Annotated in this window: 21 protein-coding genes; 11 read left to right on the forward strand and 10 right to left on the reverse strand. The window is 49.8% G+C overall.

Annotated features, from left to right (window positions below; genetic code table 11):
* Positions 1 to 16 precede the first annotated feature (16 nt).
* Complete coding sequence (guaB, locus tag BM299_RS05930) at positions 17 to 1,474, forward strand: IMP dehydrogenase (RefSeq protein ID WP_092482538.1); 1,458 nt, start codon at positions 17 to 19, stop codon at positions 1,472 to 1,474.
* Between the two features lie 129 nt (positions 1,475 to 1,603).
* Here guaB and BM299_RS05935 read toward each other — a convergent pair whose 3' ends face one another.
* Positions 1,604 to 2,236, reverse strand: a complete 633-nt coding sequence (locus BM299_RS05935) for a GNAT family N-acetyltransferase (protein ID WP_245779669.1) — start codon at positions 2,234 to 2,236, stop codon at positions 1,604 to 1,606.
* Between the two features lie 205 nt (positions 2,237 to 2,441).
* Here BM299_RS05935 and BM299_RS05940 point away from each other — a divergent pair, with 205 nt between their 5' ends.
* The 3 genes from BM299_RS05940 to BM299_RS05950 all read left to right on the forward strand — a co-directional run bounded on the left by BM299_RS05940 (position 2,442) and on the right by BM299_RS05950 (position 6,855).
* Complete coding sequence (locus tag BM299_RS05940; RefSeq protein WP_092482539.1) at positions 2,442 to 3,836, forward strand: coiled-coil domain-containing protein; 1,395 nt, start codon at positions 2,442 to 2,444, stop codon at positions 3,834 to 3,836.
* A 116-nt stretch (positions 3,837 to 3,952) separates the two neighbouring features.
* The gene (locus tag BM299_RS05945; protein WP_092482540.1) at positions 3,953 to 5,548 is read left to right on the forward strand and encodes an ASKHA domain-containing protein; all 1,596 of its coding nucleotides are present in this window, start codon (positions 3,953 to 3,955) and stop codon (positions 5,546 to 5,548) included.
* Positions 5,549 to 5,682: 134 nt separating this feature from the next.
* Positions 5,683 to 6,855, forward strand: a complete 1,173-nt coding sequence (locus BM299_RS05950) for an aminotransferase class V-fold PLP-dependent enzyme (protein ID WP_092482541.1) — start codon at positions 5,683 to 5,685, stop codon at positions 6,853 to 6,855.
* Between the two features lie 40 nt (positions 6,856 to 6,895).
* On the opposite strand, the gene icmB is transcribed toward BM299_RS05950, so the two are convergent.
* From icmB to BM299_RS05990, 8 genes are all read right to left on the reverse strand, one after another.
* Positions 6,896 to 7,297, reverse strand: coding sequence for a coenzyme B12-dependent isobutyryl CoA mutase small subunit (icmB, locus tag BM299_RS05955; RefSeq protein ID WP_092482542.1), 402 nt, complete (start codon positions 7,295 to 7,297; stop codon positions 6,896 to 6,898).
* 25 nt (positions 7,298 to 7,322) lie between these two features.
* A complete protein-coding gene (locus BM299_RS05960) occupies positions 7,323 to 8,987 on the reverse strand; it encodes an acyl-CoA mutase large subunit family protein (protein WP_092482543.1) in 1,665 nt (554 codons plus the stop codon).
* A 3-nt stretch (positions 8,988 to 8,990) separates the two neighbouring features.
* Positions 8,991 to 9,953 carry a methylmalonyl Co-A mutase-associated GTPase MeaB gene (gene meaB, locus BM299_RS05965; RefSeq protein WP_092482544.1) on the reverse strand — a complete coding sequence of 321 codons (963 nt, stop codon included), beginning with the start codon at positions 9,951 to 9,953 and terminating at the stop codon, positions 8,991 to 8,993.
* A gap of 21 nt (positions 9,954 to 9,974) precedes the next feature.
* On the reverse strand, positions 9,975 to 10,514 hold the full coding sequence (cobO, locus tag BM299_RS05970) for a cob(I)yrinic acid a,c-diamide adenosyltransferase (RefSeq protein WP_092482545.1): 540 nt from the start codon (positions 10,512 to 10,514) through the stop codon (positions 9,975 to 9,977).
* 361 nt (positions 10,515 to 10,875) lie between these two features.
* A complete protein-coding gene (locus tag BM299_RS05975) occupies positions 10,876 to 11,085 on the reverse strand; it encodes a hypothetical protein (RefSeq protein ID WP_092482546.1) in 210 nt (69 codons plus the stop codon).
* Between the two features lie 11 nt (positions 11,086 to 11,096).
* Positions 11,097 to 12,053, reverse strand: coding sequence for an acyl-CoA dehydratase activase (locus BM299_RS05980; protein WP_092482547.1), 957 nt, complete (start codon positions 12,051 to 12,053; stop codon positions 11,097 to 11,099).
* A 37-nt stretch (positions 12,054 to 12,090) separates the two neighbouring features.
* Positions 12,091 to 13,203 carry an acyl-CoA dehydratase activase-related protein gene (locus tag BM299_RS05985; RefSeq protein WP_092482548.1) on the reverse strand — a complete coding sequence of 371 codons (1,113 nt, stop codon included), beginning with the start codon at positions 13,201 to 13,203 and terminating at the stop codon, positions 12,091 to 12,093.
* Complete coding sequence (locus BM299_RS05990; protein ID WP_092482549.1) at positions 13,203 to 14,180, reverse strand: acyl-CoA dehydratase activase-related protein; 978 nt, start codon at positions 14,178 to 14,180, stop codon at positions 13,203 to 13,205. Before BM299_RS05990 ends, BM299_RS05985 begins: the two co-directional genes overlap by 1 nt.
* Before the next feature lie 264 nt (positions 14,181 to 14,444).
* Here BM299_RS05990 and BM299_RS05995 point away from each other — a divergent pair, with 264 nt between their 5' ends.
* Both BM299_RS05995 and BM299_RS06000 read left to right on the forward strand, forming a co-directional pair.
* Entirely contained in the window at positions 14,445 to 15,062 is a 618-nt protein-coding gene (locus BM299_RS05995) for a DUF3786 domain-containing protein (RefSeq protein WP_092482550.1), read from the forward strand.
* Between the two features lie 17 nt (positions 15,063 to 15,079).
* Complete coding sequence (locus tag BM299_RS06000; protein ID WP_092482551.1) at positions 15,080 to 15,613, forward strand: NUDIX hydrolase; 534 nt, start codon at positions 15,080 to 15,082, stop codon at positions 15,611 to 15,613.
* A gap of 17 nt (positions 15,614 to 15,630) precedes the next feature.
* On the opposite strand, the gene BM299_RS06005 is transcribed toward BM299_RS06000, so the two are convergent.
* Positions 15,631 to 16,263: a septum site-determining protein MinC gene (locus BM299_RS06005; protein WP_165608203.1), complete on the reverse strand. Its 633-nt coding sequence runs from the start codon at positions 16,261 to 16,263 to the stop codon at positions 15,631 to 15,633.
* A 272-nt stretch (positions 16,264 to 16,535) separates the two neighbouring features.
* Between BM299_RS06005 and BM299_RS06010 the strand changes: the two genes are divergently transcribed.
* The 5 genes from BM299_RS06010 (at position 16,536) to BM299_RS06030 (ending at position 23,417) form a co-directional block, all read left to right on the forward strand.
* A complete protein-coding gene (locus BM299_RS06010) occupies positions 16,536 to 17,993 on the forward strand; it encodes a sigma-54 interaction domain-containing protein (protein WP_131820611.1) in 1,458 nt (485 codons plus the stop codon).
* Between the two features lie 277 nt (positions 17,994 to 18,270).
* Positions 18,271 to 19,410, forward strand: coding sequence for an acyl-CoA dehydrogenase (locus BM299_RS06015; RefSeq protein ID WP_092482554.1), 1,140 nt, complete (start codon positions 18,271 to 18,273; stop codon positions 19,408 to 19,410).
* A 25-nt stretch (positions 19,411 to 19,435) separates the two neighbouring features.
* Entirely contained in the window at positions 19,436 to 19,696 is a 261-nt protein-coding gene (locus BM299_RS06020) for a helix-turn-helix domain-containing protein (protein ID WP_092482555.1), read from the forward strand.
* 127 nt (positions 19,697 to 19,823) lie between these two features.
* A complete protein-coding gene (locus tag BM299_RS06025; protein ID WP_092482556.1) occupies positions 19,824 to 21,503 on the forward strand; it encodes an AMP-binding protein in 1,680 nt (559 codons plus the stop codon).
* Between the two features lie 279 nt (positions 21,504 to 21,782).
* A complete protein-coding gene (locus BM299_RS06030; protein ID WP_092482557.1) occupies positions 21,783 to 23,417 on the forward strand; it encodes an AMP-binding protein in 1,635 nt (544 codons plus the stop codon).
* Positions 23,418 to 23,509 lie beyond the last annotated feature (92 nt).

The following is a 23,509-nucleotide window of genomic DNA, read 5'->3' on the forward strand; positions in this document are numbered from 1 at the left end:
AGGGGAGTGAGGGGACATTTATCCCGAAAAATTCAGTAAAACCGGACTAACCTTTGACGATGTGCTATTAATACCGGCGGCTACGGAAGTTTTGCCCCGCGATGTGGATACTTCCACCCGCCTCACTAAAAAGATCAGCTTGAACATTCCCCTAATCAGCGCCGGCATGGATACGGTAACAGAGTACCGCATGGCCATCGCTATGGCCCGGGAAGGCGGCATTGGCGTAATCCATAAAAATATGTCCATTGAACGCCAGGCCCTGGAAGTGGACAGGGTAAAGAGATCGGAACACGGTGTAATTTCCGATCCTATTTACTTATCACCGGAAAGTTCCATCAACGAGGCGCTGGTGCTCATGGAACGCTATCGCATTTCGGGCGTTCCGGTTACGGAGAACGGTAAACTGGTGGGTATTTTAACCAACCGTGACTTGCGTTTTGAAAAAAATTTCAATCAAAAAGTCGGCAACGTAATGACCAAGAATAACCTGGTTACCGCGCCGGTGGGGACCACTCTGGAAGAAGCCAAGGAAATACTGCAAAAGTATAAAGTTGAAAAACTGCCCATTGTGGATGATGATTTTAATTTGCGGGGTCTTATCACCATCAAGGATATTGAAAAAGCTCGCCAGTTCCCCCTGTCCGCCAAGGATGAGCGGGGCAGGTTGCTGGTGGCCGCCGCCGTCGGTGTCAGCGCCGATACCATGGATCGGGTCGAGGCGCTGGTTAACGCCAAAGTTGATGTTATAGTCGTAGATACCGCTCACGGGCATTCCCGCGGTGTTCTGGATACAGTTGAAAAAATAAAGAATAAATATCCGGAAATGCAGGTTGTGGCCGGTAACGTTGGGACCGCGGAAGGAACGCGCGACCTGATTCAAGCCGGCGCCGACGCGGTGAAAGTCGGTATCGGCCCCGGTTCCATTTGCACCACCAGAGTGGTGGCCGGCGCCGGAATGCCGCAGATTACCGCGGTGTACGACTGCGCCCAGGAAGCGGCCAAGCATGATATTCCCATCATAGCCGACGGCGGGGTCAAGTATTCCGGTGATATTACCAAGGCTATCGCCGCCGGCGCTGATGTAGTTATGCTGGGCAGTTTGCTGGCAGGGACGGAAGAAAGCCCGGGCGATATGGAGATTTACCAGGGACGCAGTTACAAAGTTTACCGTGGTATGGGTTCCCTGGGGGCGATGAAAGAGGGCAGCAAGGACAGGTACTTCCAGGAGGATCAGAAAAAGCTGGTTCCGGAAGGGGTGGAAGGCCGGGTACCATACAGAGGCACGCTGGGAGATACGGTATTTCAGCTTATTGGCGGGTTGCGGGCCGGCATGGGCTATAGCGGCGCCGCCAACATTGAGGAACTCAAGAAAAACGCTAGATTTGTACGGATTACCCCTGCCGGATTGCGCGAAAGCCACCCCCACGACGTGGTCATTACCAAGGAAGCGCCCAATTACAGCCTGCGATAATTATAGTATCAACCAGCCCCGGTTATCGGGGCAGTAAAAAGGGGACAGGCCGCAAAAAGGGGACAGGCACCGATTCACAAAACGAATCGGAGCCAGTCCCCTTTTACGGCCTGTCCCCTTTTTGCTTTTTTAACTGAAAATACTGGTGCCCTGAAATTTCATGTCTTCGAATTTTTGTACGTCTGCTTCCGATACCCTGGACCCGATGCGGGCCATTAGCACGTTGGCGATATGCTCCAGGATTTCGGGATCGTCGGTGGCGACTCGCACCAATCCTGCGCTCCCGAAAAGCTTGCTTAACATTTTCTGGTATTGCCAGATATCCAGTCCGGTATGATCAAGATCCCAGTGCCAGCAAAATTCAATGGTGATTACAATTTTTTCTTCCATAACGGGATTGGAGAAGGCGTATTTCAGCAGCTTTTTGCCTAATTTATGCTTGCGCCACGCCGGACTGATTTCTATGGCTCCCAATTCCAGAATGTTGGGGTGTTTGCACCAGCGGCTGTATTTATCCGGCTCGTGAAAAGTTACATAACCGATAATGGTATTCCGGTTGCGGATGATGTAAACCAGCCCGTCGCTGGAACCGGCAATGTCAATTAAAGCTCGGTGTTGTTTGGGGGCTTCCCGGAAAACATTAAGGTCTGCGGACATATTCAGCTTGGCTAAATATGCCGGCTCCACCGGTCCTTCAATAACAATCTGATCCTCCGTTACATCATGTCTTTTTAAGTTTGATGAATGGCTGGCTGAGTCCAATGATAACCACCTCTAAATATAACAACAATTTGTTTATCTAATTATACTGGTTGTTATAATTCTTGAACAGAATAAATTTAAAAAATTCGAACTTCCGTCAAGAAAAAAATGCAAAATTTTTATTCAAAGGAAGGATATAGAAAATTAATCATGAAATAATATATATAAACAAAATATGGAAATTTGTTAGAGGTGGTGTTTTTAGTTGAGTGGAAAATTGCACTCCCTGACGGATGTTTTGAAAAAAACCTTGTTTTTCTTTGAATCATTAACGGTTGCAGAATTGGCGCCCTATGTGCACAGGCAAATGCTGGCGGATTATGCACGGGAGCAGGTGGAAGAAAAGGTACGTATATGTCTGGAGCAACACAAATGTTTCTCCTGCGACAAAAATTACATATGGTCCCTGGACCTGGAAGGGCACCGGGATAATGATCAATTTTACAACCTGTTGCTGAAAAAGCAAAAACCCCTCAGTTTGAACGAACTGACTAAAAACGGCAATAAAAAGAAAAAACGCAAGCCGGTTGCAGAACATGCGGAGCTGATTAATGACGGCCGGTTTATTCAACTGGAAAACGGTTATTGGGGGTTGACTGAGTGGGAAGTGGAAACCGGCCATTATTCCCTGAAACACCTGGTCGTCAAGGCTTTAAAGCTGCATCCCACCGGTCTTTCGCTCAAGCAGTTACGTGATGTGGTAAGCGCCTGGCGCGCTACAGGCGAGCAAGAAGTCAAGGAAGTATTGCATAAATTTCCTTTCTTTGAACAGATCGGGGAAGGGGTCTGGTATTATAATGCAGAGGCCAGAGTAATTTACGATCGCATTTTGAAGCGCTACCTGGCGGCACTGCAAAGACAGCGGGAGAGGTGGCACCGGGATCGGGAGCGCTGGGTTCGTAAAAATGCCGGCTTGCAGAAACAGCTGGCGGAAGTGTCGGCGGCCCACCGGGAGGCCGCTGCTGCGCTGGCTTTGCGGCATGACGAAATGAACCGGTACGAGCAAATGGCCACCCAGATGGCTGAAAAAGATCTGTTGCTGGCTTTGAGAAAGAAAGAAATATACCGTTACAAGGAGCACCTACAAAAACTGGAAGCAAAGGCGAACAGCATTTTATACCAGTGCCGCCTCTGGGTTAAAAGGACCCGGGACAAAGAAGCGGAAAATGAAAGGCTGCAGGATATGCTGGAGAAAAACCAATCCAGTCTGGAATCAATGTTCACCAAACTGCAGCAGTATAAGGAACGGGACCGGGAAAATAAGGCTAAACTGTTGGAGATGAAAGAAAAACACGCTGAAAGAATTGCCGAACTGCAGACCGAAATTGTTGAACTGAAGCAAAAATTAGAAAGATGGAAAGGGAATTCCGACCAGGAGGAAAAAATTTGGCGCGAGGAAATCAATACCTTGAGCGCCGACTTGAAACATGCCATGGCCGAAAGCGATAGGTTGAACAAGTCATTGCGCCTGGCCCAGCAAGAACTGGCCAAGGTTAAAAAAGAATACAAGGCGCTGGAGATGCAGCTGGCGCACCCAGTGGTACGACTGGCAGCGAAACTCTTCGGCAGATTGAAAAGAAACCCCCAACAGGCGGTTTAAGAGATACCGGATTGGTATCTCTTTTGTGTTTTATATTAGTATGGTATAGTTAAAATATAAAAAAATTTTAATTGATTGTCAGTACTGAAAATCATTAACCGGATAAAGAGGTGACAATGCAATTGTCTTTGACCGAAAATAATGACATTATTTTGCAAAACCGCGTTCTGGTAGATGTAGATATAGATCCCATGAGCCGAAAGGTTTACATAGAACTGGAGCAGCCCAGTTTATTGAACAACCAGGCTGATGTAGACAGGCTTGTGGATTCTTTGCGCGCCTGCTGTGGCGACCAGGTGACGGTGCCGCTGAAGATGATGAATAAAGTAGGGGAAGCGCTGCGTGAAGGAGATTGGCGGGTCACCGCCACCCTGGCCCGGTTTGGCGCAGTGTGGCAAGTCATTGATATTGAGCCCGGCGACCGGATGGCGCGTCATTACGGTCTGGCGGTGGATTTGGGGACCACTACCGTAGTTGGTTACCTGGTGGATCTGTCTACTGGTCAAATTATGGCCACAGAGGCGGATTACAACGGGCAAATACAATATGGTATGGATATTTTGACCAGGATTTATCTGGCCGGTACGCCCGGGGGCTGTAAGCAATTGCAAGACGCAGTGGTGGAGACATTAAATAAGATTATACTTGGCCTGGCGCAAAAGTGCCGAGTTGAGCGAAGGGAAATCAGCGCCGTAACCGTGGGTGCCAACAGCACCATGATTCACCTGTTGTTGGGCCTTGACCCTTCCCGCATTTGCCAGGCTCCTTATATCCCGGTGGTGAACCTGCCCGGTTACCTTAAAGTAAGTGATATCGGTCTGCAGGTCAACCCCCACGCACCATTATATTGCCTGCCGGGCGTGGGCAGCTACGTGGGCGGTGATGTGCTGGGCGGCATATTGGCCAGCGGGCTGCACAAAAAGCCGGAATTGGCCCTTTTTGTAGATATCGGCACCAACGGGGAAATGGTTTTGGGAAATGAGGAATGGCTGATGGCCTGTGCCGGGGCGGCCGGCCCTGCTTTGGAAGGTGACGTCGCCCACGACGGCATGCGGGCCGAACCGGGGGCGGTTTACCAGGTGCGCATAGACCCGGAGACCAAGGACGTTAATTATAAGACAATAGCCGGGCAAAAGGCGGTGGGCATATGTGGTTCCGGGCTGGTGGACTGCCTGGCGGAATTATTGCTGGCCGGCATCATTGACCGGGCGGGTAAATTCAGGAGCCGTAGCAGGGAATTTGTAGTTGTGCCGGCGGCTGAGTCGGCTACCGGCAGGGATATTACTTTTACGCAAACCGATATAGATAATTTGATGCGCACCAAAGGTGCCGTCAACGCGGCCCTGGAAACATTATTGGAAGGCGTGGGCTGTGGATTGACCGATATCACCACCTTTTACGCCGCCGGGGCTTTCGGGCAGTATCTGAATCTGGAATCAGCCATCATTATCGGTCTTTACCCGGACCTACCTCGGGAGCATATGATTCGCCTGGGGAACAGTTCCGGGGAAGGGGCCAGGCTGGTGTTGATATCCGATGCCAGCAGACGGGAAGTGGAGAAAATAGCCCGCAGTATAACTTATTTTGAACTCAACGCCAAGGAGGAATTCATGAACAGGTTTGTCGGCAGTAAGTTCCTGCCGCATACCAACCTGGATTATTACCCCACCGTTAAACAAAAAATGATGCAACGGGGGTTGATCCAGGAATAAAAGTTCACTCATTGCTTATATTACTTTGTATACTGGTAAAGCGCCCGGCGGCGCTTTATTTTTTGGGTATAAAAGCTGAAGTGATATTACAACAATAAATAATACTGTTGTGTTACTAAGCTGGAGGTGTTGTTGTGATATATTTTGACAATGCGGCCACTTCCTGGCCCAAACCCCCGGGAGTGATGGAAGCAATGCGCCGCTGCCTGGAGGAAGCCGGGGCCAACCCGGGCCGGTCCGGTCATAAAATGTCGCTGGCAGCCGGCAAACTGGTTGATGCCGCCAGGGAGGACGTGGCTGCTTTATTTAATATTTCCGAACCGGACAGAGTGATATTTACCCTCAATGCCACGGATGCCCTGAATATGGCCATCAAAGGCGTGCTCGACACCGGTGATCATGTGATCACCAGCTCCATGGAGCATAATTCGGTAACCAGGCCGCTCTACGGGCTGCTGGAAAAAATAGAGGTTACCAAAGTGCCCTGCGCCCCTGACGGGTCCCTGGACTACCGAGAAGTGGAACGGGCCATCCGGCCCAATACCAGGGCCGTCATTATGACCCATGCCTCCAATGTCTCCGGCACGATCATGCCCGTTAAAGAAATAGGCGGGCTGGCCCGGGATGCTAATGTAATATTTATCGTGGACGCGGCCCAGACTGCCGGTATTCTGGATATAGACGTTCGGGACATGAATATAGACTTGCTGGCCATGCCGGGCCACAAAGGGTTGATGGGGCCGCCGGGAACCGGAGCACTGTTTGTGGGGGAGCGTGTAAAATTAAAAACCTTTCGGGAAGGGGGGACGGGCAGCAAATCTGCAGTGCCCGGCCAGCCCGACTTGCTGCCGGAAAAATATGAAAGCGGTACGTTGAATTCGGTGGGTATTGCCGGGTTGGGCGCCGGCATTGCATTCATCAAGCAAACCGGGATCCAAAGAATCAGGGAACATGAAACGATGCTGGTACGCAGGTTTATCGAACAAGCGGAAAGGGTTCCGGGAGTAAAAATATTCGGGCCAGGTAAGGGGGTGGAACGAGCGCCGGTGGTTTCTTTTCTGTTGGAAGGAAAGAATACTGAGGCGGTAGGCAGCGCTCTGGATCAGTGGTATAACATTGCTTGCCGGGCCGGCCTACATTGCGCCCCCGACGCGCACCGTACGCTGGGCACCTTTGACAGCAAGCTGGTGCGATTCGGCTTTTCTTATTTCAATACCCTGGAAGAAGTGGATTTTGCACTGCAATGCCTGCGGGACATCAAAGAAAGGGACCTTTCCGCCGTACAAGGCACCGGCTGCAGCTGTTAGATTAATACAAACCGCCCGGGGGCGCCCGGGCGGTTAGGGTCTAATTCACCTTGACATTAGCGTTGATCCAGTCCACGATGGTTTCTATGGTCGTGCCGGGAGTGAACAGCTGGGCGGCCCAGCCACCTTCTTTGAGGGTTTTAACATCCGCTTCCGGGATAGTGCCCCCGCCTATCACTACAATGTCCCCCGCGTCGTTTTCTTTGAGTAATTCGCAAACCCTGGGGAACAACGTCATGTGCGCGCCGCTGAGGATGGACAAGCCCACTACATCTACATCCTCCTGGATGGCGGCCTCCACTATTTGCTCGGGGGTTTGGTGCAACCCGGTATATACTACCTCCATCCCGGCGTCTCTGAGCGCGCGGGCGATTACCCTGGCTCCCCGGTCGTGGCCGTCCAGTCCGGGTTTGGCGACTAATACCCTTATTTTCCTGGCCATGATTTTACCTCCTTTGTATATCAATTTAGAATGTAGGTTTTTCCTTATATTCACCGAATACTTCGCGCATGGTCTGCACAATTTCGCCCTCGGTGGCGTAAGCCCGGACGCATTCAAGGATGTAGGGTATCATGTTCTCCGTACCTTCGGCTGCTTTGCGCAGCGCTTCCAGGGTTTCTTGCACGCGGATATTATCACGATCCCGGCGCAGTTTTTGCACTTTTTCCACTTGTTTGCGTTCAATGGCGGGGTCAATGGTAAGGATTTCAATATCCATTTGCTCATCGGGGTTGATAAATTCGTTGACCCCTACCTGGATGCGCTGTTTCTTGTCGATAGCCCGCTGATACTGGTAGGCGGCGTCGGCGATTTCCTGCTGGAAGAAATTTTGGTCTATGGCCGCCAGCACACCGCCCCGGCGTTCGATTTCCGCAAAATACTTTTCCGCCTCTTCTTCCATTTTATTGGTCAATGCTTCCACGAAATAAGAGCCGGCCAGCGGGTCGATGACATTGGCTACGCCTGTCTCATAAGCAATGATCTGTTGAGTACGTAGCGCAATTTGTACGGACTTTTCAGTGGGCAGAGCCAGCACTTCGTCCATTGAGTTGGTGTGTAGCGACTGGGTGCCGCCAAGAACCGCTGCCAGAGCTTCGTAGGCGGTACGGATGATGTTGTTCTCCGGCTGCTGAGCCGTCAAGCTGCAGCCGGCGGTCTGGGTATGGAATCGCAGCAGCCAGGACTTGGGATTTTTAGCCCCGTATTTTTCTTTCATGCGCCGGGCCCAGATCCGCCGGGCGGCGCGGTACTTGGCAATTTCTTCAAAAAAGTCAATGTGCGAATTGAAGAAGAACGACAGCCGGGGGGCGAAATCATCCACATCCAAACCGGCCGCGATGCCCGCCTCCACGTAAGCAAAGCCGTCCGCCAGGGTAAAAGCCAGTTCCTGTACGGCTGTAGATCCCGCTTCGCGAATGTGGTAGCCGCTGATGCTAACGGTGTTCCACTTGGGCACGTGTCTGGCGGCGTATTCAAAAATATTGGTAATCAGACGCATGGATGGTTCCGGCGGGAAAATCCATGATTTTTGAGCAATGTATTCCTTTAAAATATCATTTTGAATGGTGCCGGTTAATTTTTCCGAGGGGACGCCTTGCTTTTCGCCGGTGGCGATATACATACACCACAGTATAGACGCCGGCGCGTTGGTGGTCATGGACGTGCTGACCTGATCCAGGGGGATGCCGTCAAACAACGTTTCCATGTCCGCCAAGCTGTCTATAGCCACGCCGACCCGGCCGACTTCGCCCAGGGAGCGGGGATGGTCGCTGTCATAGCCCATGATGGTGGGCATGTCAAAGGCCACACTGAGGCCGGTCTGGCCTTTTTCCAGCAGGTATTTGTAGCGCTGGTTGGATTCCTCGGCGGTGGCGAACCCGGCGAACTGGCGCATGGTCCACAGACGGCCGCGGTACATGTTATGCTGTACGCCCCTGGTAAAGGGGTACTCACCTGGGAAGCCCAGGTCTTGCAGGTAATCAAAACCCTTAATATCTTCCGGGGTGTAAATGTCCTGTACCGGCATGCCGGAAACCGTATCAAAGTTTATATCCCGGTCTTTCCTTTTACTCCTTTGAGTCAGCCATTTTTCCCGGGTGGCTTTTATTTCATCAATTTTATTCCCAGACATATATCAATGCTCCTTTCCAAAAATTTTATCTGATATTTCCCGGACAAACTTTTGCGCCTCCGAATACGGGTCTGTATGGCGATCAGCCAGTTGATCTATCAGTTCCGTCAGGTTGTTTTTTACTGTAAAATAATTCCATAATGCATTGCGCAGGTTTTCTTCAACCATTTCCATCACTTCCATGGCCAACCTTTTACGCACGACTTCCTGGTGTTCACCGCTTGCGCTGGTAGACGCCAGGTGATGGCCGATCGTCGACCAGAGTTCGGCAATGCCTTCCTGGGTCAGGGTGCTGGTGATAAGTACCGGTGGACGCCAACCGTTTTTAAACCGGGGGCTCATATCCAGCATTTGTTCTATATCGGTAATCATTTTTTTGGTGTTGCCCAGGTCTGCTTTGTTTACTACAAAAATATCCGCTATCTCCATAATGCCCGCTTTGATGGTCTGAATGTGGTCGCCGGCTTCCGGGGTCAGCACCACCAGGGTGGTATCGGCGTAATGCATGATATCGAGTTCGCTCTGGCCGACACCGACAGTTTCAATGAGCACCACCTGGCAGCCATAGGCGTCCAGTACCTTGATCACATCCTTGGTGGCCCGGGCCAGGCCGCCCAAGCACCCCCTGGTACCCATGCTGCGGATAAATACATTTTTATCCAGGGCATGTTCTTGCATGCGGATCCTATCGCCCAGCAAGGCCCCGCCGGATATCGGTGAGGTGGGGTCTACCGCGATAACACCGACCTTTAGGTTATTTTTCCGAGCTTGTTTAATCAGTTCATCGGTCAGCGAACTTTTACCCGCGCCGGGTGCTCCAGTTACGCCTATCACATGGGCACGGCCCGTATAAGGGTATATCTGGCTGAGCAGTTCATGTTTACCCGGCTCATCGTTTTCTATAAGTGTAATTATTTTAGCAGCTGTGCGCTTATCACCCTGAATGAGTTTAGAAACCTCCAACATGCTCCCACACCCGCCTATCCGTCAATATTCTATCCCCTGCCTGGCGGAAACTCCCTGATAATAGGGATGCTTGATCAGGGTCACGTCGCTTACCAGGTCGGCCTGGTCAATAATTTTTCTGGGTACGTACCTACCTGTTAAGATCAGTTCAACGTGTTCCGGCTTATTTTTTATGATTTCCAGCACTTCTTCCAGGTCAATTAAATTAAAATCAAGGGCGACATTGATTTCATCAAGAATGACCAGATCGTAATGCCCTTCGTCAATCACTTTTTTGGCTGTTTCCAGTCCCCGTTTGGCCAGATCGATATCGGCCCGGGCGGGATTTTCCTTGCTGACAAAGGTTTCCAGGCCGCTCTGGACTATAATTAGGTTAGGTAAGTATTTTTCCGCAGCCTGTAGCTCGCCGTAATCTTTGCTTCCTTTCATGAATTGTATCATAAAGACTTTATATCCGTGACCAACGGCCCTTAAAGCCAGGCCGAGGGATGCTGTTGTCTTGCCCTTACCGTTGCCTGTATAGACCTGAACCAAAGCCTTGGTTAACCGGGGTCGGGACACAGGACCACCTCCCTACAAAGCAAATGCGATATGCAATTTGTAAAATGTTTAAGCAAGATTTATGCCACAAAGTGTGGGTGCGGCCGGTTGCTTCCGCAATGGCTTATTTTTTCCTGCCTTGAGCAGCAAAATCGGCAAAGTAATATAAAACGGCCGCCCAATTTAAAAATTTTTTAAAGTTATGTTATTTCAGAAAAAATTTTATCTTTGTTTACGATCATTGACATATGTCGTACAGCAAAATAACCGCCCGGGCAGCGGTTTATTTATACTTTAAACTATACCCTGCCATATATACGGCAAGGGCTAAGGATAAAAGTATTAAAAAGCGCGCGCCGAGGGAACTGATTTAAACGCGCTTTTATTTATAAAATCTGCTTTTGAAAAAATAATAAAAAATAGGACCGATAATGAGAAACCAGCCGGCAAAAAAACCCCAGATTATCGACTCGGCCCGTGAACGACCGTTTTTTCGGGCATCCACGCCCACCCAGATGCCCGAGACAAGCATGATGATGATGATGGTTGCATTAAAAAAAACGGCTAATATTTTCAGGTCGTTTTCTGTCACGCTTTAACCTCCTATACGATATCCCACCGGGGACACCGGGCGCCCCAGCGACCGATAACGCGGTTTTCTTCGTAAATTTCGGCAATCTCACAGGCGTTGGGGCAGCCGTCGCATTCAAAGCTGCTGGTCTGGTAAGCCAGTTCGGTAATGGCAAAACCTTTAAATCTGGTGCTTCTTTTGCTTATGCCCAGTTCTTCCCGGGCCAGCAGGGCCGCCCCGATGGCGCCCATGACATCATGGTGCGGGGGCACCAGAATTTCCATGTCCAGCGCTCTTTGAAATGCGGACCTGATGCCGGCGTTGGCGGCCACCCCGCCCTGAAACATGACCGGTGGCAAAATGTCCTTACCTTTGCCGACGTTGTTCAGGTAGTTGCGCACTAGGGCTTCACATAGTCCGTTAATAATATCTTTAAGCGGGTGGCCCATTTGCTGCTTATGGATCATGTCCGACTCGGCAAACACGGTGCAGCGCCCGGCAATGCGTACCGGGTTGTTCGATTGTAGGGCCAGTTCACCGAAATCGGTTATTGGAATACCGAGTCTGGAGGCCTGCTGGTCTAAAAAAGATCCTGTGCCGGCCGCACAAACTGTATTCATGGCAAAATCTGTTACTATGCCATCCCTGATGATGATTATCTTTGAATCCTGTCCGCCTATTTCAAGCACTGTTTGCACTTCCGGCACGAAATGTGCGGCAGACACCGCATGGGCAGTGATTTCGTTTTTTATGACATCAGCCCCCACCATGACCCCGGCCAGGTAACGCCCGCTGCCGGTGGTACCGCAGCCGCAAATGGTCGTGTTTTCGGGCAGCAGCCGAGCTGTTTCCTTCAGGCCGGCCTGGATGGTTTCCACCGGGCGGCCCCTGGTCCGTAAGTAAAGGCCGGTTATTATTTTTCCGGCCTCGTTCTGCACTACAATGTTCGTGCTTACCGATCCCACGTCTATTCCCAGGTAGGCTTTCATAAAGTCACTTCCTTGCAAAATGGTACAATTGTCCGGTTTAAAAGGTGCTGGCGGTTAGTAGTTTATTGTCCGGGGCCTGCAGCTTTTTGCGCCGCAGTAAATCGACAAACGCCTCCAAACGGGTGGTCATACCTGCTTTTCCGGTCTGTTCGTCCAGGAAAAAGGTGAGCACGGGGATATTATAATCGCGACTGACAGAGGTCAGAATGGTTCGCGCCACTATTTCCGGGATGCAGGTAAAGGGTGCCAGTTGAATAACTCCGTCAAAATTACGCTTGGAATAAAGGATGGTATTGCCGATGGAATCTCTGCCGTGGCCACCGATTAATTCGGGCAGGTATGGCTTGGCGGCATCCTTTACGGTCAGCCCCTCAACGGTTTCCTTCCAGGTGTTGTCCCGGGTCCACCCGGTCAGGAACATGGACCGTTCCACTTCCACGCCCAGGTTGCCCAGAGTTTCTTCAATTTCCAGGTTGCTGGCCGGTTCCAGCAGGACGTAAATCTCTCCCACAATACCTACTTTTAAAACCAGCCGTTCCGGGTCCCGGGGGATATTGTCCAGTTCAATCAACGCCGCAGTTTCAGCATCGATGATTTCCCGGGTGGTATAGGCTTTGTCAATCCATTCCAGCACTTTTTTATATGTTTTGGTGGTGGCGCCGGGTTTTAGTTCCCGGGGCCTGATGATATGCGTGGCCTTTTCCACGTTATCCAGGGCCTGCAACTTGCGCCAGGCCCTTTTGATGCACTCAATAATGGCCTTGATGGACAGGCGGCAGGGGTTCAGTTTGTAAACATTACGAATAAAATTAAAGGGATATAGTCTGGGCGGTTCAAATACGATCATTTCCACGGGGTGCCCCAGGTCGTGCAGTATTTTTTTGTGCAATTCAGCGTAAAGCCCCGCCCGGCATGGCCCGACGCCGCCCGAGGTGACTATTACGTTGGCACCCATTTCAATGGTTTCCAAATATGTACCCATTAATATTTTTAAAGGAAAGCAGGCAAATTCGGGTGTGTTTTGCACGCCCAGGTTTAACGTCCGGCGACTGGGGCGAGGGGGTAAGATTACTTCATTGCCCAGGTCATTTAACAGCATTTTAAAGGTACGGTAAGATTCACCCATATGCGGGAATGTTACCTTGCGCACTACCGGTCACCCCTTTTCTTTCTTTTAACCATGTCGACAAACGCCTCCAACCTGGTGCCTATGCCGGCTTCGCCGCTGTGTTCATCAATGGTCAGGCTCATAAAGGGTATATTACCGCCGTTTTTGTTATTGAATCGAATGAACCGGTCAACAATTGAATCTGGTCCGCAGCCAAATGCGGTGAGATGAATGATGCCGTCCACGCCGCTGCGTCGCGCAAAATACGCGGCCGCCCGTAGGGTTCTTTCGCTGAACGTCCAGAACATGCGCTTGCCCGAGCCATGTTTTTGCCAATTTAACTTGCCGGGCGGAACATTGTCCGGGGTTAGAACCTGCACACTCATTTGCCGTAACTTTTCCACTACGCCCACGCTGATGTACGGGTCGTGAATGGCGTAAGGGTAGCCCACTAAAGCAAAGGTTAGTTGTCCCGGTTGTTTAACCGATTGATATTTTTTCCCCTTAAAAATAACATCCATGGCTTCCAGTGGTTGCAGCCCGCTGTTTAATACCCTTTGAAATTTTAGCTGGGTCAGCCGGGCTTTCAGGTAAGCCCTAATAATATTGAGCGGGCTGGCATTGAGCATTTTGCCCACTGCGTAATAGGCTGAGAATATGCCATTTTTACGGTCACGGTTGTCTATGCGCACATCGATAACCGGCGGCATGTCGGCCAGTCCATGCCGGATCATGTCCGGCAAGCCCAGAAATTTGGGGCAGTAAACCGTTTTTTTATTTAAACAGACAATCCGCGGGATAAATAAAAAGTCAACTTTGCCCTTCAAGGCCAACGCATGTCCGAAAAAAACCTTGATTGGTACGCATGCATCGGCCAGTGCTTCGCGCACGCCGCTGTCAAGCATTCGCCGGGTGGTTTTTCCGGTAGTAATTACTTGCACGCCGAGTTCTTCGAAAAAGACTTTCCACATGGGAAAGTATACATAGTAAAATAGAGCGCTGGGAATACCGATGCGCATGCTCCTACACTCCTGCTTGGGTGCGTTATTAAATATATTATTAAGGCGGGTAGCGGTTATAACCATATTTATGTCAATAAAAAATATATTTCTTGTTTATTTAAAAAAATCCTTTTGCAAATTTCAACAAATTATAAAGGCCGGGTTATAAGGGTTTTTAGGGAAATCGGCAACAAAATTATGGTAATATATGCTTGGAATAACGTCTGCAAGTGTTATACAATGTACTTTAAATAATTACCGTAGGTTTAAGGAGGCATTGTCATGACAGCCCAGATAAACTTGGACCCGGCCCATAAAAAGGCCAAAGAGGACTTTGCCCGGGTATTGCCCGGCGTCGTGGCCGATAATGCCCTGGTGCAATTTTGTGAGGAGGGTTCTTTTTTTACCGTCCCCTTTTTAGGCAAGCAGTACCGCATATATTTTCCCGGCGGGGAGGTGGAATACTGTGATGAAAAGGGGGAAGTGCCGCTGGCTTATAAGGTGGTGTTATTGCATTATCTAACCCACTGCGGGCCCAGGGCGGTGGAAGGAACCAAGCTGGCGTTTGCCGAATTGCCCAGTGGCTCTATTTACGTAGGGCCGTTCAACAACCGGGCCATTAAGCCGCTGGTAGGCATTTTCGCTGCCCGTACCGGGAAATTGAAGGAAGCGGCGGCCAAGCTGGGCGGGTGGGAGGAAAACATGGGGGACGTGGCGGTCACGGTGCCGGTGCTGCCCAAGATACCGATTACCTTTGTATTATGGGAAGGGGACGATGAATTTCCCCCTTCGGGCAATGTTTTGTTTGACGCTTCGGCGCCGAGCCATTTGCATACTGAAGACTATGCGCTTTTACCCGGGCTGGCCGTCTGGGAGATGAAGAAGATCGCCCAAATCTGATATCTGGAGGATGTGTAATGGCAACGGAAAAAACTATGACTTCGGAAACGGTTTTTCACGGGAAAATTATAAACGTGCGCCGGGATGATGTACTGCTACCCGACGGGCGGCCGGGGACCAGGGAGGTGGTGGGCTCCGCCGACGCGGTGGCGGTGGTGGCGGTCACGGAAAACCGGGAAGTGCTGATGGTCAGTCAATACCGCTATCCGGCCGGCAAAGAAATGCTGGAGATACCTGCGGGCAAAATAGAACCGGGTGAGCAGGCGCTCGAATGTGCCCAAAGAGAGTTAGAAGAGGAAACCGGTTACCGGGCCGGTAACTGGCGTGATTTGTACCGGTTTTATACATCGCCGGGTTTTTGCACCGAACAAATCCATTTATACCTGGCGTATGACTTAACGGCACACAATCAGAATCCAGACCAGGACGAGTTTATTGAGGTAATCAAAATACCGCTTGAAAAAGCCTTGCAAATGGTTGAAAGCAATGAAATATGTGATGCTAAAACCATCACCGGCCTGTTGGCGGCCGTTAGGTATATAGAGAAATAACCGGACTTTCCGTCCGGTTATTTCTCTATATACCTTGACAGGGCAATTTCGTTCCGTATAACCTTGGCTATAACGGGGATGCCGGGCAAGTGCCCGGGGGTCTCCATCAGCAACTTATCGGCTATTTTCAATTGGGCGCGGCGCATGGACATTGCCAGGATATATGCCTGGCGGTTTCGCTCACCGCCAGCATGAACATGACCGGAACAGTTGCCGAAAATGATTACGTTGCCGCCGGCCACCACCCTGGCTCCCGGGTGGACATCACCCAGCACCGTGACATGGCCGTGATGCGCTGCGATTTGTCCGGAACGCAGGGTGCGCTTGACCAAAAGCGCCGGTTCTCCGGGCAACGCTATTTTTTTATTGGCTGTTCCGGGCGTGGCTTGGGGAAGCTGCTCCAGGGGCCAGCGGGCATCGGGGTTGGGAATAAGCCCGTATGCCTTGCAAATAGCTTCCAGTTCATTTATTTCCGCCGGGAAAAGTGTTTTTTCGCCATGCAACGTAAACTTGGCGCCGGTAAAAAATCCGCGTGCCGACTCCATTTTATTTTTCAACCCGGCCTTGATATCTTCAAAATCCCGGTTGGCATCCAATAAAATGACCAGACCTTGTCTGGTTCCCTTAATGTCTACGGCTTTATTCGGCAAGAAACTCACAACCTCTACCAGGATTTGCATTTATTATTCGCTAAAAAATCCTGTTTTCCTTCTATGTATGGCCAACATTGTCGTTTTACTTCCGGGCTGTTACCATTGTAAACGAAAAAGTGTAGCCACTTGTGACACAGGGCAAAAGCCACAGAATTAAAGCGCCACAAGGTGATAAACAATTTTAAAGCCTGCTTTTTGGTCTGTGCATTTTGCAAGTGCAATTGATAAAATATTTAAACAAATCTAAATATTTAAACGAGGTGGTGCGGGTGCTTTATCCGGAGACCACGGATGTTTCGGCGGACAAAGCCTGCAATATGGATTATTCCGCTGAAAAAATTCTTAACACCATTTTTGAAAACAGCAACGAGGGCCTGCTGGTGATTGGGGAAAACGGCGTCATCCAGCAGGTAAATACCACATTGGCCGCGGCTTTTAAAACTTATCCGGATAAATTGATCGGCAGGCGGCTGGCGGATATTTGTAAAAATAGCGGCCTGCGCAGGCTTTTAAAGGTTGTGCAAAACGGAGCGCCTGAGTTTGGTAAAATCGATACCATTGACGGGCGCAGTTTTTGGGGTGACTATATACCGATTAAAGAAAACGGGCGCATTCAGGGAGCTCTAGCGAAACTAATTTTTTTAAACCCGGAGCGGGACATGGTTTCCGGTGAAGATGGAATTAGGCGAAAAAAGCAGCCGGCGTCCAGAGGCGGTTTAAATGTCATATTCACCGTGGACAACATCATCGGTAACAGCCCCCAGATGATTGATTTGAAAGAAACCCTGCTTAAAGTGGCGCCGCGTAATTCAAACATTTTGATCACGGGAGAAAGCGGCACCGGTAAGGAGCTCTTTGCCCAGGCCATTCATGCCGCCAGCCTGCGCAGGTCGGGTCCTTTTATTAAGATTAATTGCGCGGCCATTCCGGAAACCTTACTGGAATCGGAATTTTTCGGTTACGAAGAAGGGGCTTTCACCGGCGGCAAAAAGGGCGGCCAGGTTGGCAAACTGGAGTTGGCCAACGGTGGAACAGTATTCCTGGATGAAATAGGGGATTTATCCTTTGCCTTGCAGGCCAAATTGCTCAGGTTTATCCAACAAAAAGAAATTCAAAAGCTGGGCGGCGGTGAGGTTAAGGTTTCGGATGTCCGGGTGGTGGCGGCGACCAACGTCAACCTGGAACACATGGTAAAGTACAAAAAGTTCCGGGAAGATTTATATTACCGTTTGAATGTAGTCAATTTAACCATCCCACCCCTTCGGGAAAGAAGAGAGGATATTATAGATCTGGCCCATAGCTTTATTAAAAAATTTAACCGGCTGTTCGGTCTGCGGGTTACCGGGATGACTCCGGAAGTGGAGGCCGCTTTCCAAAAATATTCCTGGCCGGGAAATGTGCGGGAGTTGGAAAATACCATTGAGCGGGCTTTTAATGTGCTTGATGGGAATACCATTTGCCAAGCGCACTTGCCGCAGCATATAGCTGATATATTTGAGGAAGATGACAGCAGCCGGGGGCTTGATAACATTCATCAACAAGAAAAAGGGTTCACCTTATCTTTCAATGAAGGGCAAACTTTATCAGAAATTATGAACCAGACCGAAAAAATGGTCATTCTGCAAACATTGATGAACAGTAAGGGAAATAAGGCCAGGGCGGCACAACTTCTGGGTATTTCCAGGCCAGGGTTGTATAAAAAATTGGTTAAATATAATTTGACTTAAACACAGTGTCATCTATTTTTACATCATGCTCTAAATTATTTACTTGAAGGCTTGCGATTAATGCAAGTCTTTCTTTTTATTAACAGACCGGCGCAGAAATTGTAAAAACAGGTATACATTATTTCGGGCAAATCACGGTGGTTATGGTAACAACCTGTCGCTCGGCGAGATATATGACCGTTGGAGATTGATATTTAACCGTTGGGGGCGTGAAAAATCGTAAGGGGATTGTTTTTGCAAATTAAGAAAACTCAAACAAATTGCGGGAGGGGTTACTATGGATTTCAATTTAACCCAGGATCAGAAAATGATCAGGGATGTGGTCTTTGAATTTGCCCAGGAGGAAATCGCCCCCAGGGCGGCCGATATTGATCGGACCGGCGAGTTCCCCGTGGACATAATAAAAAAATTATCCGAAATGGATTTGATGGGACTGCCTTTTTCGGAAGAATACGGGGGGGCCGGCGCTGATTATGTAAGTTACTGCCTGGCGGTTGAAGAAATCACCCGCGCCTGTGCGTCCACCGGTTTGACTTATGAAGCGCACATTTCCCTGGGCTGCATGCCGATTTATCTTTTCGGTTCGGAAGAGCAGAAGAAAACATATTTAAGCCAGCTATGTCGTGGGGAAAGCATCGGTGCATTCGGACTTACCGAACCCGAGGCGGGGTCGGACGCCGGCGGCACCAAAACAACCGCCGTGCTGGATGGGGACGAGTGGGTCATTAACGGTAGTAAGTGCTTTATTACCAATGCCAGCTACGCCAAATTTGTAACCATTACGGCGTTAACGGACAAAAGTCGGGGCAATAAAGGGATTAGCGCCATAATTGTACCCACCGATGCGCCCGGCTTTACCGTAAGGTCCAGTTATGAGAAATTAGGGTTACATGGTTCAAATACTACGGAATTGTTTTTTGATAACGTGCGCGTTTCCAGGGAGAACCTGGTGGGGAAGTTAAACGAAGGTTTTAAACAATTTCTGCAGGTTCTGGACGGGGGAAGGGTTGCGATCGGGTCCATGGCGGTGGGGATTGCCCAGGCATGTCTTGACGCCTCATTAAAGTACGCCCGGGAAAGGGTGCAATTCGGGCAAAGTATATCCAGGTTTCAAGCCATCCAGTTCAAGCTGGCGGATATGGCCACACATATCGAACTGGCCCGGTTGATGTGTCTCAAGGCTGCCTGGTTGAAGGATAACGGCCTGCCATATTCAAAGGAAGCGTCGATGGCCAAACTATTTGCTTCTGAAATGGCCACCAAGGCCGCCCTGGAGGCGATTCAAATTCATGGCGGTTACGGCTACATGAAAGAGTTTCCCGTTGAGAGGTATTTGCGGGACGCTAAATTATTGGAAATCGGCGAAGGCACTTCGGAGGTGCAGCGATTAGTTATCGCCCGGGCTTTGGGTTGTTGATACTCCGAGTGCCAGGGGGTTCCCGATGGGTGGAGTGCGCAAATACAAAGAAGACTACATCCCGGTTTCGGGCAAGCCGAATCGCAGTCAGAAATCGTCGGCCAAGGAGGCCATACTAAAGCTGTTGGCGCTTAAAAAACATACCGAAACGGATATTGCCGAGCATTTCGGCCTACCCGGGCAACTTGTCAATGAGTTGATCAAAGATATGGAAAAAACGGGAAGGGTAAGCAGGGAAAAGGGAACGTCTTATATAATACTGAATAATGATGTTTTTTGGTATTGATTATTTTTCCCTTTGCGAGGGGGTGGTTTGGAATAAATAATTACAAGATTCAGAATATTGTAAAATAAAAAACATTTCTTCTTTTTTCGCCGCGAGGACGGAATACTTTTTGACGGGAGGTTGTTCGATGAAGGCGCCGCAGTTTGAAATAGGTAAAACTACCATTGGTGAACTGATTGAATTGATGGCCCGGGAACTGGGTGATAATGATGCCTTGGTATATCATAAACGGGAGATAAGATATAATTACCGTGAATTCAGAGATATTTGCAACTTGGTGGCCAAAGGTCTGATGGCCATGGGCATTCGAAAAGGCGAGCACATTTCCATGTGGGCCAACAACGTGCCGGAGTGGGTGTTGGCCCAGTTCGGCAGCGCCAAGATGGGTGCCGTACTGGTTACGGTCAATACCAACTACCGCTCCTTTGAACTGGAGTATTTGCTAAAGCAATCGGATTCCACCACCATAATCCTGGTGCACGGAGTTAAGCAGCCCAATGAATATGTAGACATCATGTATGAATTGTGTCCCGAGCTTAAAAACTGTGAGCCCGGCAAATTAAACAGCGCCCGGTTGCCCAAGTTAAAGAACGTGATTTATATTGGCAAAGAAAAAATGCCCGGCATGTTCAATTGGGACGATTTGTACGAGTTTGCCAAGCAAATTTCCGACGAGGAACTGCAAGCCCGGGAGGAGTCGCTCAAGCCCGATGATGTCATCAACATGCAATACACCTCCGGCACCACCGGTTTTCCCAAGGGGGTCATGTTAACGCATACCAATATCATCGGCAATGCTTACAGCCAGGCTGAGTGCCTTAATTTTACTCCGGATGACTGTTTGTGTATTCCGGTGCCCTTTTTCCATTGTTTTGGTTGCGTAATGGGTACATTATTATGTGTGGTTTCCGGAGCCACCATGGCCCCGGTGGAGTCATTCAACGCCCAAGCCGTTCTGGAGACTGTTGAAGCGGTCAAATGCACCGCGGTGCACGGCGTGCCTACCATGTTCATAGCCGAGCTGGAGGAAATGGAGAAAAACAAGTATGATACTTCCACCCTGCGTACCGGTATCATGGCTGGCGCCCCGTGTCCCATCGAGGTGATGAAGGCCGTGGTCAATAAAATGGGCGCCAGTGAAATTTGCATTACCTATGGTCAAACGGAAGCGTCCCCCGGTATAACCATGACCAGAACAGCGGATCCCATTGAATTGCGAGTCAGCACGGTGGGCCGGGCGCTGCCCAACGTGGAAGTCAAAATCGTCAATCCGGAGACCGGTGAAGAAGTGCCGCCGGGGGTGCAGGGGGAACTCTGCAGCCGCGGGTATCATGTGATGAAGGGCTACTATAACATGCCGGAAGCTACCGCTTCGGCCATTGACAGCGAAGGCTGGCTGCATACCGGCGACCTGGCCGTCATGGACGAAAAGGGCTACTGCAAGATAACGGGCAGGTTGAAGGATATGATCATCCGCGGCGGTGAGAACATTTACCCGCGGGAAATCGAAGAATTTTTGTATACCAATCCTAAAATTAAAGATGTGCAGGTAGTCGGCGTGCCCAGTATTAAATACGGGGAAGAGGTGGTGGCCTTTATTCAATTGAAACCCGGTGAAACATCCAGCGATGAAGAAATCAAAGAATTTTGCAAAGGTAAAATAGCCCGCCATAAAATACCGGCCTTTGTAATGTTTATTGATGAGTATCCCACCACTGCCAGCGGTAAGATTCAAAAATATAAATTGCGCGATGCGGCAACAAGGGCTTTAGGGAGGGAAAAGGACGCAAGCGTTGAAACAGCTTAAAGTGTAATGGACATAGTAACTATTGTTTACACTGGTGTCTTCTATGAAGCCAAACTCCGGTTATGCTCATAAATTAACAATGCCCCCCGATTAATTGCCATAATAAACCGTTAGCTATAATAAACGGCTTTTTAACGTGTCTAATCTACCATTAAAACAATTTGTCAGAAAAGTGGCTAATATTTTGCAATAGTAAATTATAAGAAAAATGCAGCAAGATAGGCTGCCGGCATTTTTCGTATTCTAAAAAAATTATTTTTAGCAAAAAAGGGGGATTTTATGAGCCAGGTGCACAATATGGTTGATTACGACAAGACTTATGCAGAGTTTAAGTGGAATGTTCCTGAGTATTTTAATTTTTCCGGGGATGTGCTGGATAAGTGGGCGCAGGACCCTAACAAATTGGCCCTGTGGTGGGTCGACGATGATGGAAATGAAGTGAAAAAAACTTTTGCCGAACTTTGCCAAAGATCGCGTCAATTGTGCAATGTGTTGTCGGAACAGGGTGTCAAGAAGGGCGATGTTGTAATCGTGATCATGCCCAGGCTGATTGAATGGTGGGAGGTCAATATCGCTTGCCTGCGGATGGGCGCTGTAATCAGCCCCGGCACCACCCAGCTTACCCCGAAAGACCTTAAATACCGCTTTGATTCTGCAGAGGCGGTCTGTATTATCACGGATAACGACAACGCGCCCAAGGTTGATGCAGTGCGCGCCGATTGCCCCACTTTGAAGAGTTTTATTCTGGTGGGCGACAAAAAGGAAGGTTGGACCAATTACGAAGAAGTCGTCAGCGCGGCGTCGGATCAGTTTGAAACAGTCAATACCCGCAGCGACGATAACGCTATTCTGTATTTCACCTCCGGCACCACCGGTTATCCCAAGATGACCGTGCACACCCAGGCCAGTTATGGTATTGGGCATTATGTGACCGGCAAGTTCTGGCTGGACCTGCGGGAGGATGACCTGCACTGGAACCTCTCCGACACCGGTTGGGCCAAGGCGGCCTGGAGCAGTCTCTTCGGCCCGTGGAATTGCGGCGCGGCGTTATTTGTCCACCATACCCCGCGTTTTGACGTAAAGAAGACCTTGACCAATCTGGAGAAATACCCCGTAACTACCTTGTGCGGGCCGCCTACCGCTTACCGCATGTTTGTTCTGGAGGACCTCTCCAAGTACAACTTTAAGACGCTGCGGCACGTGGTGGCCGCCGGGGAACCGCTGAACCCGGAAATAATTGATTACTGGGAAAAGCATACCGGCCTGAAAATCAGGGACGGTTACGGACAAACGGAAACCTGCTGCTTGGCGGGTACCTTCCCGTGCCTGGAAGTGCGTGCCGGTTCAATGGGTAAGCCTACGCCGGGGTTTGTGGTGGAAGTTATCGACGAAAACGGTAATATCTTACCGTCGGGGCAAGAAGGCGATATCGCCGTAAAAGTTAAGCCTGAAAGGCCGGTGGGCCTGTTCAAGGAGTACTGGAAAAACCCGGAAAAAACCGCTTCCACTTACCGGGGAGACTGGTATTGCACCGGAGACCGGGCTATTAAGGATGAGGACGGCTACCTGTGGTTTGTGGGCCGCTCAGACGATGTTATCCTGGCATCCGGTTACCGGATCGGGCCTTTTGAGGTTGAGAGCGCGCTGCTCGAGCACCCGGCTGTGGCGGAATCCGCTGTCGTTTCCAGTCCGGACGAAATGCGCGGTGAAGTGGTGAAGGCGTTTATAATTCTGGCGCCCGGTTACCAGGGTTCTGATGAACTGGTAAAAGAGTTGCAGGATTACGTTAAAAAGGTAACCGCACCGTACAAGTACCCGCGGAAAATTGAGTTCGTGGATAGCTTGCCCAAGACCATCAGCGGTAAGATTAGGCGTATTGAGCTACGGGAGCGGGAATGGGCCGGTAAAAAGTAAAATAAAACTTGCCGTTTGCTAAATACAAAATATTATATTCGCTGTGGTGTTTATATTGAAAGGGTTATATGGGTTTATGCTTAATCGTGACC

It is taken from the genome of Desulfoscipio geothermicus DSM 3669, assembly GCF_900115975.1.
Classification (GTDB): domain Bacteria; phylum Bacillota; class Desulfotomaculia; order Desulfotomaculales; family Desulfallaceae; genus Desulfoscipio; species Desulfoscipio geothermicus.

Excerpts from the sequence above, each read along its gene's own strand:
- BM299_RS05960 (WP_092482543.1), bottom strand. The coding sequence starts at position 8,987 with ATGTCTGGGAATAAAATTGATGAAATAAAAGCCACCCGGGAAAAATGG.
- BM299_RS06030 (WP_092482557.1), top strand. The coding sequence starts at position 21,783 with ATGAGCCAGGTGCACAATATGGTTGATTACGACAAGACTTATGCAGAG.
- BM299_RS06015 (WP_092482554.1), top strand. The coding sequence starts at position 18,271 with ATGGATTTCAATTTAACCCAGGATCAGAAAATGATCAGGGATGTGGTC.
- BM299_RS05990 (WP_092482549.1), bottom strand. The coding sequence starts at position 14,180 with ATGCGCATCGGTATTCCCAGCGCTCTATTTTACTATGTATACTTTCCC.
- meaB (WP_092482544.1), bottom strand. The coding sequence starts at position 9,953 with ATGTTGGAGGTTTCTAAACTCATTCAGGGTGATAAGCGCACAGCTGCT.
- icmB (WP_092482542.1), bottom strand. The coding sequence starts at position 7,297 with ATGGCCAGGAAAATAAGGGTATTAGTCGCCAAACCCGGACTGGACGGC.
- BM299_RS06025 (WP_092482556.1), top strand. The coding sequence starts at position 19,824 with ATGAAGGCGCCGCAGTTTGAAATAGGTAAAACTACCATTGGTGAACTG.
- BM299_RS06020 (WP_092482555.1), top strand. The coding sequence starts at position 19,436 with ATGGGTGGAGTGCGCAAATACAAAGAAGACTACATCCCGGTTTCGGGC.
- BM299_RS05995 (WP_092482550.1), top strand. The coding sequence starts at position 14,445 with ATGACAGCCCAGATAAACTTGGACCCGGCCCATAAAAAGGCCAAAGAG.
- BM299_RS06000 (WP_092482551.1), top strand. The coding sequence starts at position 15,080 with ATGGCAACGGAAAAAACTATGACTTCGGAAACGGTTTTTCACGGGAAA.
- BM299_RS05945 (WP_092482540.1), top strand. The coding sequence starts at position 3,953 with ATGCAATTGTCTTTGACCGAAAATAATGACATTATTTTGCAAAACCGC.
- BM299_RS05980 (WP_092482547.1), bottom strand. The coding sequence starts at position 12,053 with ATGAAAGCCTACCTGGGAATAGACGTGGGATCGGTAAGCACGAACATT.